This is a genomic window from Sphingobacterium sp. GQ94, from assembly GCF_059758715.1.
Genome location: NZ_JCAXEC010000004.1, coordinates 264,904 through 278,164, shown reverse-complemented (window position 1 = coordinate 278,164; position 13,261 = coordinate 264,904). Strand labels below are relative to the sequence as shown.

Sequence of the window (13,261 nt, the reverse complement as noted above, 5' to 3'; positions counted from 1 at the left end):
TTTTATTGTTCATTGTTAATAGTTGAATTATCTTAATCAAGACCAATAATAATCCGTATCTGAAAGCATTTTTTACTGGCATGCGTTGAGATAGTGATCACTACAATTTTTCTGAGATAGAGCAAGTAATTTTTTCCTTACGCAATCGATTGATTAAGTTGAAAAGTGTATATTATTTTTCAATTGGCTGAAAATAATATAGTTTTGGCCTATATGAATAACTTCAAGATAAAAAGTTTTTATACACTTGTAAACTAAATCTATTTATAAAGTTTTTATGATACAATAAACCTATAGAGCTCAATTTTATTTTCAAAAATGGAAGTAATTTTTTGAGGTTGAATCGTTTGTTATATCCAATGGAATCATAAATATTATGAAAGAAATAAAAAATTCTTCTAGACGCGATTTTCTCAAAAAATCGCTAATTGGTGCGGCAGCATTTACGATTGTGCCGCGATTTGTCTTAGGTAAAGGGTACTTAGCACCGAGTGATCACCTAACAAAAGGTGTTATCGGTGTGGGGTCAATGGGACGGGGTCACTTTGCATACGCAGGTACTAAAACGGTTGCTATCTGTGATGTGGACACTAGGCACTTAGCATTGGCTCAAAAGAGCTTAGGTGGTGGAATCAAAGAGCACCATGACTTTAGAGATTTAATTAAAAATCCTGAAGTTGATATTGTACATATTGCTACACCTCCACATTGGCATGCTTTAATGGCTGTTGAAGCTGCTCGCTCGGGAAAGGATATTTGGTGTGAAAAACCAATGACAAGAACGATCGGTGAAGGTAAAATAGTAAAAGAAGCTGTAAAGCAACATGGAAATATTTTTCGTTTAAATACTTGGTTTCGATTTAAAGATAATTTCTACGGTATGAATGTACCCGTGAAAAAGATCAAAAAATTAGTAGATACAGGAATGCTAGGATGGCCTTTGAAGGTTACCATTAGCAAGCATACCGGGTTTGACTGGAAATTCTATTGGATAGGAAAAGAAAACTTGCCTGTTCAACAAGTTCCAAAAGAATTGGATTATGATATGTGGTTAGGTCCTGCACCTGAGAAACCTTATAGCGAACACCGTACTCACTTAACTTTTAGAGGTTATTGGGATTATGATGGTGGTGGATTAGGAGATATGGGACAACATTACTTAGATCCAGTGCAATATTTCCTAGGGAAAGATAATGAAAGTCCTGTTAAAATTGAAGTAGATGCGCCACAACAACATTCTGATGCGGTCGGTATATGGAGGAAAATCATTTATACCTATGCTGATGGATGTCAGATTATCTTGGATGGTGCTGGTACGGAAGAGGGCAAAGCATATATTGAAGGACCTAATGGTAAGTTATATCGTGGATTTGTTTCTGATATTCCAGACATGGAACGTAAGTTGTCACAATATCCAGATCCTGCTCCACAGGTCACTGATTTTGTCGAGGCAGTTCGTACTCGTGAAAAATTTGCATTGAATGAGGAGAATGGTTACCATTCATGTACTTTAGTGAACCTAGGACTTGCAGCATTGCGTTTGAACAGAACCTTGAAATTCGATTCAGCAAAACAAGAATTTGTAGACGATGAAGCCGCAAACAGATTAATTAACCAGCCTATGAGAGGGCCGTGGACTTTCTAACTCTAAGACAATCATGAAAAAAGTATTTAACACGATAACCGCATTATTATTTCTTCAAGTTGCTGCCTATGCGCAACAACCTTCCAATCGTACCACAGCTACTAAAATCGCAGACGTACTTGCACAACAACCATCGCAAGAACAAAACAAGTTTTTACAAGCAATGAAAGAATTGGAAGGATTTACCTCCCAAGATGTAACTGCTTTATTAGCTGGATTGAAACCGCAAGGGGGAAATAATGCTTCTATAGAATTTGCTACTAATTCTTATGCTTTTTATGTGATGCAACCTGGATTTGAAAACCAGCGTTTGACTTATGTAAATGGATTAATAGCCGCCTTAGATAAAATTACTGATAAAAATAACAAGGGATATATTTTCGAAGTTCTAAAACAATGTGCTAAAAATGAAGCTATTGATAAAGTTGCTCCGTATCTAGCAGATCAGGATTTAGCAGAGAAAGCTGCTCGCGTATTAAACGCTATACGCACGCCGGAGGCTGCTTCCGCATTGAATACCGCATTGGCTAGCTCCTCAACTGAAAGAACCTCGGTAGCTATTATTGCTGCATTAGGTGATTTAAGGTCAATGGACGCTGAGGCAAAAATTATTGAACTTCTTGGGAAATATACTTCAGAAAATTTCCAATTTAATGGATTGACTGCTTTAAGTAAAATTGGAGGAGATAATTCAGCTGATGTGTTCCTGCAAAAAGTAGAACAAGCAGGCTATAAATATGATAAAAGCAATGTGGCTAGTTTATCTATAGATTATGCACAAAGATTAGCAGAGTTAGATAAAGATAAGCAAGCTAGTGATTTTGCAAGCACCTTATACAATAACGCGGCAAAGGCAAAAGCATCAACCATTCAAGCAGGAGCTCTTGCCGTTTTAATGGATATTTCTCCTGCAAAGCAGAAAAAAGAATTACTTAAATTGGTTTCTAGCGAGGACAAAGTACTCCGCAATGTGGCTTTAGGTTTACTTGCAAATGAAACCTCAGCAAAAGACCTTAAAAAATTAGCTGGTTCATTAAAGAAGCTAGACGGTGATGCACAAGAAAGTGTACTTACTTTTTTAGCTAGTAAGGATGCTACAGCTACAATTTCTTCGATTGAAAAAAGCTTAGGTTCCTTAAAAAATGAAGAAGCAAAAATTGCCGCATTTGAGACATTGACTCAGTTATCTGATGGCAAAAACGCAGCGTTTTTAATTCAACAGATTCCAAATTCTTCTGAGGCGGAGTTGGCTTCAATTAAAACCTTATTATTATCCTCAAAAGACCAAGGAACTATTGATGTGGTAAATCAAGCATTAGCGAAAGCAGATGCAAAAACTCAATTGGCTTTATTAGATGTGTTGTCTACTCGTAGGAATGATAAATCATCGACAGCTGTTTTGGAATTAACAAAATCCACAGATCCAGCAGTTCGATTGGCTGCTTTCAAGGCATTATCAAATGTTGTCAATGCGGATAATTTAGATGCTATCATCCCATTATTTGATCAAGCGAATCCTGAAGAGTTAAAAGACGCTCAAAAGGCTGCTATAATAGCGATTAATGTAAGTCCAGAGAAAGAGTCTGTGATTCAAAAATTAGCTGCTAATATCTCAAAATCTTCCGCGCCATCAGCAGGCAAGTATTTTCCAATTTTTGCTGGTGTAGGGGGAGCTGAAGCTTTAAAGGCAGTTCAGAATTATGTTAATTCCAATGGACCTTTGAAAGAGCAGGCTATTCAATCGTTGGCTAATTGGTCAAATGCTGAATCATTGCCAATCTTAATTGGTCTCTCAAGAACAGAAAAAGACGCTGCTTTATTCAGTAGTATCTTTAATGGATTACTAAAACAACTAAATGCAAGTCAAGTTAATCCTGAGCAAAAAACACTATTATTGAAAGATGCTTTTTCTTTAGCGCAAACGACTGAACAAAAGAATGCTGCACTAAGAAATTTACAATCGACTGGAACTTATCAATCTTTAATGTTTGCCAGCAAGTTAATGGATGATTCTAAATTGGGATCCACTGCGACAAACGTGGCCATGAACATTGCAATGGATAATCCAAAATTTGTCGGAAAAGATGTCCGCGCTATTTTGGAAAAGGCGGCCGAAAACCTAAGTGGTAGCGAAAGCTCTTATTTGAAAGAAGCGATTGTTCGTCAGTTATCTGAGATGCCAAATGAAGCAGGCTATGTATCCGTATTCAATGGTAAAGATTTATCTGGTTGGAAAGGCTTGGTTGAAAATCCGATTGCTCGCGCAAAGATGTCTAAAGATGAACTAGCTAAGAAACAGGCTGTTGCAGATCAAAAAATGCGTGAAAGTTGGTCTGCTATAGACGGCGATTTAGTTTTTAGCGGTCATGGGGACAACATTGCCACAGTGAAACAATACGGTGATTTTGAAATGTTGGTGGACTGGAAACTTGATCCTAATGGAAAAGAACCAGATGCAGGTATTTACTTACGAGGTACACCACAGGTTCAAATCTGGGATGTAAGTCGTACGGAAGTTGGTGCTCAGGTCGGTTCTGGTGGTCTATACAACAATGCGAAAAATAAAAAGGATCCAAGTAAGGTTGCCGATAATCCTTTAGGAGATTGGAATACTTTTAAAATCAAAATGGTCGGTGAGAACGTTTCAGTTTGGTTAAATGGTGAACTAGTAGTGGATAATGTTCCTTTGGAAAATTACTGGGACCGAAATCAATCGATCTTCCCAACTGAACAAATTGAACTTCAAGCGCATGGATCAAGAGTATGGTACCGCGATATTTATGTCAAAGAAATTCCGCGCAAAGAAATCTTTTCTTTAAGTGATCAAGAAAAGAAAGAAGGATTCGAAATGCTTTTTGATGGAACAAATTTAGATCAATGGACAAGTACAACAGCATACGAAATTAATCAAGAGGGAGCAATTCGTTCAAATCCTGATGCTAAGTATGGCACAAATCTTTATACCAAAAAAGAATATACAGATTTCATTTATCGTTTCGAGTTTAAATTAACTCCTGGTGCTAATAATGGAGTTGGAATCCGAACGCCAATCAATGGTGATGCTGCTTACAATGGGATGGAAATCCAGATATTAGATAACAAAGCTGAAGTTTATAATGATTTAAAACCGTATCAATATCACGGATCTGTTTATGGAATTATAGCGGCTAAACGGGGTGCCCTTAATCCAGTTGGCGAATGGAATACAGAAGAGATTCGAATTCAAGGAAATAAAATAAAAGTCACTGTTAATGGAAAAGTTATCGTAGATGGCGATTTAGCTCAGGCAACCAAAAATGGTACCGCTGATGGTAAAAATCATCCGGGACTTTTTAATAAATCAGGGCATATTGGATTCTTAGGTCATGGTACTGAAGTTTTCTTACGTAATATTCGTGTGAAAGCTTTATAGAAGAGGTACAGTGTTTATCTAGAACAAATTATTTAATGTAGAATAGAGCTCGGTACACCGGGCTCTTTCTGTTTTCTGTGATTTTAAACTGTAAAAAATTGAACAGCATATAACTCTTTATGCTTACTAGATCGTATAATTGTAAGATTAACAGAAAAATCAATTATTCATGGGAAAAAGACTTTCATTCATTACCCTATTCTTTTATTTAACAGCAACCTCTGCGTTGGCTCAATTAACTCCATTGACGGTGGAAAAAATCATGAGAGATCCTAAATGGATGGGAAGTTCACCCTCAAATTTCAGGTGGTCTGAGGACAGCAGATATCTTTTTTTCGATTGGAACCCACAAGCAAAACCAAAGGATGAAGTATACAGGTTGGATATTTCCAATCAGAAATATGAGTTATCCACTGACAGCATTGCGGATAATCAAAGTATTTCCAATATCGTTTATAATTCAGATCAAACTATCGGAGTTTATGAATTAGATGGAGATCTGTATCTAAGAAATAAAAAGAACAATAAAAAAGTTAGAATTACCCAAACGAACGAAAAAGAATATGCTTTGGGATTTCTGATAAGCGGTGAATTGATTTACACAAAGGACAATAATGTATTTGTATTAAATTTAAAAGAAAATACAATCAAACAACTGACCAACTTCCAAAAGTTTTCAGCGAATAAAAATACCCAAACTTTAAGTGAACAAGATAACTGGCTGAAAGAAGATCAACTTGAATTATTTGATGTTTTTAAGGATTCTAAGGAAGGTGAATCAAAAAACCTAAGTAAATCAAGAAAAATTATTGCTCTTGGCAACGCCCATTTAACCGAACTCAATGTGAGCCCGAATGGGGAGTATATTTCATATCGATTGGTATATCCTGCAGAAGGAAATCAAAACACCATCGTTCCTGATTTTATAACCCGCTCTGGCTACGTAGAAGGTTTAAACATGAGGACCAAAGTTGGAAATGAGCAAGCTGATCATAAATTTTTTGTTTATCAAGTAGAAAAAGATTCAAGTGTAGAAGTAAAAACTTCACAAATTCCTGGAATCAAGGATTTACCAGACTATTTAAAAGATTATCCTGAAAGGCAGGCAAAGCTTAAGGAGAAAGACGAAGACCGGGAGGTGTTCTGGGGATCGGCTTCATGGTCAAAGGACAGCAAGCATGCTGTTCTTACTGCCCGATCACAAGACAATAAAGATTTCTGGATCTTCGACTTAAATCCAGAGAATGGAGAACTCCGATTATTGGATAGACAACATGATGATGCGTGGATCTCAGGACCAGGTATAGCCCAAGACGTACGATGGATAGATCATAATACTTTCTACTTTCAAAGTGAGGAATCCGGATATTCCCATGTTTATACGTTTGATATATCGAATCAGACCAAAAAACAAATTACCACAGGGAATTGGGAAGTTCAATCTGTAGATCTCTCAAGGGATCATAATTATTTTTATTTGACCGCGAATAAAGAACACCCTGGAATCACTCACTACTATAAAATTCCAGTGGAAGGAGGAAGTCTAAGCCAAATTACTTCAGCAAAAGGCGGAAATCAGGTTATCATTTCCCCAAATGAAAAGTGGTTAGCCATTAATTATTCAACCATGAATAAGCCATGGGAATTGTACATCCAAGAAAACAAAGAAGGAGCTCAGGCAAAACAAATCACTAAATCAACAAGCAAGGAATTCGATTCTTACCCTTGGATGGAACCTGACTTAGTTCGCTTTAAAAATCGTCATGGAGATGATGTGTATGCTAGAGTTTATCCATCAAAAAATTCACATCCCAACAAACCTGCTGTGGTTTTTGTTCATGGTGCTGGTTATTTACAGAATGTGCACTATTGGTGGAGTCAATATTTTCGAGAATACATGTTTAATAATCTGTTAGCCGATAATGGGTATACAGTTATTGATATCGACTACACAGCAAGTTCTGGATATGGTCGAGACCACCGTACCGGTATTTATCGTCACATGGGTGGGAAAGATCTAACTGATCAAGTCGATGGCGTAGCATACTTAAAAGAGCATTATGGAGTGAATCCAGAGCATGTTGGTATATATGGTGGCTCATACGGCGGGTTTATAACCCTAATGGCTCTATTTAACGAATCTGAAGTGTTTAAATCAGGAGCGGCTCTTCGTTCGGTAACTGATTGGGCCCATTATAACCATGGCTATACAGCAAATATTTTAAATACCCCAGCTCAAGATCCGATTGCCTATAAACGCAGTTCACCAATATATTTCGCAAACAAATTAAAAGGAAACCTATTAATGCTTCATGGAATGATTGATGTAAATGTACAGTTTCAGGATATTGTCAGACTTAGTCAGCGCTTAATTGAACTAGGTAAAGATAATTGGGAGTTGGCCGTTTATCCGGTAGAAGATCATGGCTTTGTACACCCGAGCAGCTGGACTGATGAATACAAACGAATTTTCAAATTATTTCAAACAACGCTAAAATAATCCTTGGCGTTATACAACAGTATGAAATCCAGTTTGTTATTAAGCGGTAATCACAAATATGAGATGTAGCCTGGAATGGTAATACTAGGCTACGTCTCTTAAATCCACTGCTACAACTTTGGATACCCCTTGTTCCATCATTGTTACACCATAGATGATATCTGTACTTGCTATTGTACGTTTATTATGAGAAACCACGATGAACTGAGATTGGTTTGAAAATTTCCGAATGATGTTGTTGAACTTATCAATATTGGTATCATCTAACGGAGCATCCACTTCATCAAAAATACAAAAAGGAGCAGGTTTCAAAAGATAAAGGGAAAAAAGTAAGGCAGTAGAGGTTAAGGTCTTCTCTCCTCCGGATAATTGATTAATCGACAATGGACGTTTCCCTTTTGGACGGGCGATAATATCAATATCAGATTCCAAAGGATTGTTGGGATCTGTTAAGACAAGATCACAAGAATCCTCTTCATTAAACAAGGAACGGAATACCTGAATGAAGTTCTCGCGGACGGTACTAAAAGCATACATGAATTTTTCATTTGCAGATTGATCAATTTCTTGGATCGTGCTTAAAAGAGAGGACTTGGCGTTCATTAAATCCATTTTTTCCTTTTTTATAAAATTCTGACGTTCATTCATTTCATCAAAAGTTTCTTTGGCCATTGAGTTAATGCTTCCATAATCTTCAAGTTGTTTTTTGAATTTCCTACATATTTGTTCTAAATCTGAAAACGAGGCTCTATTTTGAGGAATATCTCCATCCAATAGATCTTGAAGACTGATGTTAAACTCTACAGACAGACGCTCTTTCAATGCATTTAAATCGATTTGTAAACGTGTTTTTTCATCCTTTATTTCTGAAATCAACACCTCACAATTTTCTTTATGCTTTCGGTCCTTTTGGATTTCATCCTCGAGTCTAATAATCAATCCTCGAGCGTCGTAATAATTCTTTTCCAATTCTTTTAAACCATGTTCTAAAAGTTCTTTCTGTTGATACATTGAGTCCAGATCGGTATCATTTGTATCTACATACTTCAACGCGTTGCCGAGCTCTTCATTATTTTTTTCTAATTCAGCTGAATTTCTCTCAATTTTATTTTCTAAATTTTCGTTTTGGGATTCTCTATATTCTAAATTTCTTGAAATGCTGTCGACTTTATTCTTTTGTTGATGGAAATTTAGATTCTGTTGATTGTATTTATCTGATTTACCTGCTACTAATTCACTAAACTGATCAAAATCTTCTTTCAATTCGATTAACGCAAGATCGTTTTGCGCACAAATTCGCTTTAAGTTTATTAGTTCAGGCTCCTTTTCTTCTAATCCCGAGCAGACGGTTTGGAGTTTTAACTCAATATCCTGTTTACGAGATTGGGTATTTTTAATAAAGGTTTGATATTGTTCTTGTTTAGTTTTTACAGCAGTAAGCTCGTTTTCTAAGCGATTTAATACGATTCGTTGCTCATCAATGAAATCCTTTTGGGAGATTCCTTTTAGCGCATTAATCTGATCTGAATAAATTTTTTGAGTGGATTGTAAGGATTCAATTCGGATGTTAAGTGCTTTGATTTCTTTGAGTAAGACCTGTATGTTTTTCGCTCTACCAATTCTTTTTCCCTCAAAGAGCCCAACCGAGCCGCCACTTAAACCAAGTTTATGCTTTGAATACATGCCCTCTGTTTGTAGAATAACGAGATCATCGATTGGTAAATCCGTATCTAGATTAATTTCATCCTCTGATTTGAGAATGTAAACATTGTTTAATAAACTATAACATAATTGCTTGTATTTATCCTCTACTGAAATGATATCCAATACCGCTATCAATCGATGATCTGTATTTTGTGTATTGTCAAGGTTTTTAATTTCCTGAATAGCCTCTAATACGAAAAAATTAGCTCTTCCTTTAGAGGAATCGCTCAATAATTTAATAGCCTGAATGGCATCTGTTTTTGTTTCCACCACATAATGATTCATGATGGGTTCTAAAAAATTCTCGATAGCTACCCGGTAATCCTCCTTGCAAAACAATATATCAGAAAATAAAGGAGGATTTTTTTTCCAACCGGCATTCTTTCGCAAGAACCGAATGGATTCAGGAAAACCTTCTAAGTTATCGACAAGAGATTTTGTCAAGTTGTATTCATTCTGTTTTGCATCTACCGTCCGGATTTCTTTACTCAATTCTTGCGCAATCTGATTTACTTGTTGCTGTGCATTGGCAATTTTATTCTGAATTTCTGTTTCCGTGTTCATGGATTGCTCAAATTGATCTTGTTGAAGATGAACACGCTCTTGTAATTCAGCGACTGTTTTATTGAACTGCGTTAATTCCAGTTCTTTGGATTCTGTATCTCCTAGGTTTCTTAAAGATTCTTGTTCAAGCGCTTCTTTTTGTATTCCCAGAACCGCCATCTCCTTTTCTAGTTTATATATTTTATTTTGAGATTCGTTATTTTGTTTGACCAATGAATCCAATTTTAATTTAGAATTCTGCTGCTGAGCTCGAAGCTCTTCTAATTCAAACGATTTCTCACTTAAATTTTGATGATCATCTTCCAGCTTTTTTTGCTCAATAAACAACTCTTCATGTAACCTTTTAATTTGCTGCTGAACTTGGGTAAGTTCTAATTTATCATTGTTTAAATCATTCGTTAGCCTAGTTTCCTTTTCCTGTAAATGTGATAATTGTGTGTTTTTTACTTTTTTCTCAGATTCATGAGACCTAATTATATTGATTATTTCATTGGTCGCTTTTTGTTGGATAGCAAGATTTTTCTCTTTCGCTAAAATCTCTTCTTTACACTGGACTAACTCAGTCTCATTTTTTTGAAGTTGAGTTTGATGTACCTTTAACTGCTCTGCTTGACTAGTTTCCTTCTGAGTAATCTGTTGAAGATCGTTTTGGAAACCTTCTAATTTATAATAAGCCAGATCAATGCTCGCTTTTTTATATTCTTGTTTTAAACTATAATATTTCTCTGCTTTTTTAGCTTGGTTTTCTAATGACTTTAGATTTTTGTTTATTTCAAACAAAAGATCATCCACCCTGGATAAATCTGATTCGGTATCCTTTAATTTGGAAAGTGTCTGTTTTTTTCGGATCTTATATTTTGAAATACCTGAAGCCTCTTCAAAAAGAATTCTACGCGAATTATCTTTATTGGCGATAATCTCATCGATCATCTTTAATTCAATTATAGAATAAGTGTCGGCACCGATACCAGTGTCCAAGAACAAGTCTGTTATGTCTTTAAGCCTACACTTAACATCATTGAGCCGATATTCACTCTCCCCAGTTCTGAAAAGTTTTCTAGTAACTGTTACGGTTGTGAATTCTGTAGGTAAAATATTTTTTGTATTGTCAAAAGTTAATGAAACTTCTGCAAGATTGGAGGGTTTACGGTTTTTAGTCCCGTTGAAAATAATGTTTTCCATTTTTTCGGACCTTAACGTTCGTGTACTCTGTTCACCTAAAACCCAACGTATGGCATCTACAACATTTGATTTACCACAACCATTAGGTCCAACAATAGCAGTCACCCCCTGGTTGAAATTGATGATAATTTTATCTCCGAAACTTTTAAAACCCTTAATCTCTAGCTTTGTTAATTGCATTCGCTCTTTAATCCAAAATAAAAAATGTGTGTGAAATTAATGAATTCCATCAACCTGTGAAATACCTGTTTTTGGACACGGCTCAATACCAGAGAGATAAGTTAAGAAAGGACTTCTTTAAAGTAAATAAAGCTGGAATGCTGAGCTTGTTGTAGCTTGAAAATACCTTTGGCAGTTCTCAAATAAGCTGAAATGGCAGTAAGTGCCCAAGCTTCCTGTATACTTGAATTCCAACTAGAAAGGGTTAGGTAATTGAAATCGTAAAAACCTCCATATTTTTTTATGATCTCTAGTTCTTCTATTTCTTTTTCATTTGCTAGAGGATCTGCCCAGCGCCAACTCCATATGGAATCCTTATCTTCCAAAGAACCAACAATTTGGTAAGTCATTCTCAGAGTGGGTTGTTCATGTTTTAGGAAAGTGATGATAGAATTTTCCAGATCAAGGGTATATCGATCAAAATTTCCAAATCCATAATCTTGCTGCAGATATTCATGCTGGTCGCTTATAAATTCATGTGCTTTTTCGTGTAGTACACGAAAGGTTTCATCAATCTTTGGTTTTTCGTATTTTTTGCTATGCATGTCCATATCCAAAAATAAAAAAAATAGCCCGAAGTAGGGCTATTTAATATATTGAAGGAAAGCTGTTTTTAATAAATTGTATATAGCAATTGAACCGGGAAATCGGTGCTTCCTTTAACGCCCACTAAGACAAAATTCATGTAAGTTCCTTCTGTCAGTTTAATGTTTTCTCGCTCTACAATCACTGTTCCGTTTTCATCAGTAGCTTTTATAGCGAATGTTCCTGAGTTGGAGATTCTAAATTTTTGAGATTCCGAGGTGCTATCCTCATCCTCTATAGTACGGTTAGATAGACCTTCAATCGTTTGGTCACCAATTTTAAAATTTACTTTATCTACGCCAGTGGCTAAATGTAAAAATCGAACCCCAGTTTTTGTTCCAAGGTCCTCAACGCCAACATCGGTAGCTCTGAAATATTTGGCTTGCTCAAGCTGCCCATAAACAAAAGTGCTATAAGAAATAGTATCTACGAAAGTTAAGGTTGTGTCAATTAATTCTTTGTTGTCCGAATCTCTAAAAACTTTAATGTTTTTATTACCGGGAATTGCCATAAAGTTGGTGTATCCTTTGTATCTTCCGTCGTAACGATCGATTGTACGACCATCAGCCTCGTAATATACAGGGGATGCATGATTGTAAAAATTCCAAATGGATACTATCGATACTGGAACAGGATCTGTATCATCATCCTTAAGACAACTGGCTAAGGAAAATACAGAAATTATGCAAAGTGCAATAAAGCTAAATTTTTTCATCTCGTTTAATAATTTTATGTCCTAACTAAATTTATTTTATTTGAACGTTCAATTAAAAAACGAAGCTGGTAAACAAAATGCTACACTAGACTAAAAAAAAACAGACGGTTATCCGATAGCTTTACGATTCGGATTCAATTTCTCTTGTTTTATAGCATTCAAAAAACCGGTTAGACCAATTTTTTGAATGATTACAATTTCGCTTTCGTAGATTGGAATCAACTCCACTAAATGAATGCCTGTTGTATTTTTTCTACTGTCTTTAACTGGATTGGTAATACCAGGTATTTTCGCTTGAGCTACTATGAATGCATTTAATTGGGATTCCTGACTGATTTTTTGGCCTAGTCGGATAATTTCTCCCGTTTGAAATGGACAGTCTCCTCTTAATTGATTACTAAGATAACCAACAATGTGAGCCCACGCTAAATCTTCAGAATTCATTTGAAGGCATAACTCAACTTTGTTAAATTGATCGGGATGATTGGCAAATGATACCCCATAAGAAAATGAGGTTAGAGGTCGGTTTTTCTTATTTGCAAAAACTAATGTGTAGACCAAAGGCAGTCTTTTTTTTACACTTTTTTCGCGAAACACCTGTGCTTTGTCCTGCATGAAAAGTTCAACACTATCACGATAATGTTCCAAGGGAGATTTTAAAAAGTCTGGTTTTTTTAATTTCATGCAATTTTTGACTTTAATTACATGCTAAAGTAGCTACTTTATGCAAAAATT

Annotated in this window: 7 protein-coding genes; 3 read left to right on the top strand and 4 right to left on the bottom strand. The window is 35.8% G+C overall.

The window, feature by feature from the left end:
• Positions 1–376: 376 nt before the first annotated feature.
• The 3 genes from AC6CHH_RS06310 (at position 377) to AC6CHH_RS06300 (ending at position 7,557) form a co-directional block, all read left to right on the top strand.
• On the top strand, positions 377–1,645 hold the full coding sequence (locus tag AC6CHH_RS06310; protein WP_498280891.1) for a Gfo/Idh/MocA family oxidoreductase: 1,269 nt from the start codon (positions 377–379) through the stop codon (positions 1,643–1,645).
• A gap of 13 nt (positions 1,646–1,658) precedes the next feature.
• Positions 1,659–5,057, top strand: a complete 3,399-nt coding sequence (locus tag AC6CHH_RS06305; protein WP_498280889.1) for a 3-keto-alpha-glucoside-1,2-lyase-like domain-containing protein — start codon at positions 1,659–1,661, stop codon at positions 5,055–5,057.
• A 169-nt stretch (positions 5,058–5,226) separates the two neighbouring features.
• Positions 5,227–7,557: a S9 family peptidase gene (locus AC6CHH_RS06300; protein ID WP_498280887.1), complete on the top strand. Its 2,331-nt coding sequence runs from the start codon at positions 5,227–5,229 to the stop codon at positions 7,555–7,557.
• Between the two features lie 84 nt (positions 7,558–7,641).
• On the opposite strand, the gene smc is transcribed toward AC6CHH_RS06300, so the two are convergent.
• The 4 genes from smc to AC6CHH_RS06280 all read right to left on the bottom strand — a co-directional run bounded on the left by smc (position 7,642) and on the right by AC6CHH_RS06280 (position 13,210).
• Positions 7,642–11,187 carry a chromosome segregation protein SMC gene (smc, locus tag AC6CHH_RS06295; RefSeq protein WP_498280885.1) on the bottom strand — a complete coding sequence of 1,182 codons (3,546 nt, stop codon included), beginning with the start codon at positions 11,185–11,187 and terminating at the stop codon, positions 7,642–7,644.
• A 101-nt stretch (positions 11,188–11,288) separates the two neighbouring features.
• On the bottom strand, positions 11,289–11,777 hold the full coding sequence (locus AC6CHH_RS06290) for a DUF6882 domain-containing protein (protein ID WP_498280883.1): 489 nt from the start codon (positions 11,775–11,777) through the stop codon (positions 11,289–11,291).
• A gap of 62 nt (positions 11,778–11,839) precedes the next feature.
• Positions 11,840–12,526 (bottom strand): hypothetical protein, encoded by a 687-nt coding sequence (locus AC6CHH_RS06285; protein ID WP_498280881.1) that lies wholly within the window; start codon positions 12,524–12,526, stop codon positions 11,840–11,842.
• 108 nt (positions 12,527–12,634) lie between these two features.
• Complete coding sequence (locus tag AC6CHH_RS06280) at positions 12,635–13,210, bottom strand: suppressor of fused domain protein (protein WP_498280879.1); 576 nt, start codon at positions 13,208–13,210, stop codon at positions 12,635–12,637.
• Between the last annotated feature and the right edge of the window lie 51 nt (positions 13,211–13,261).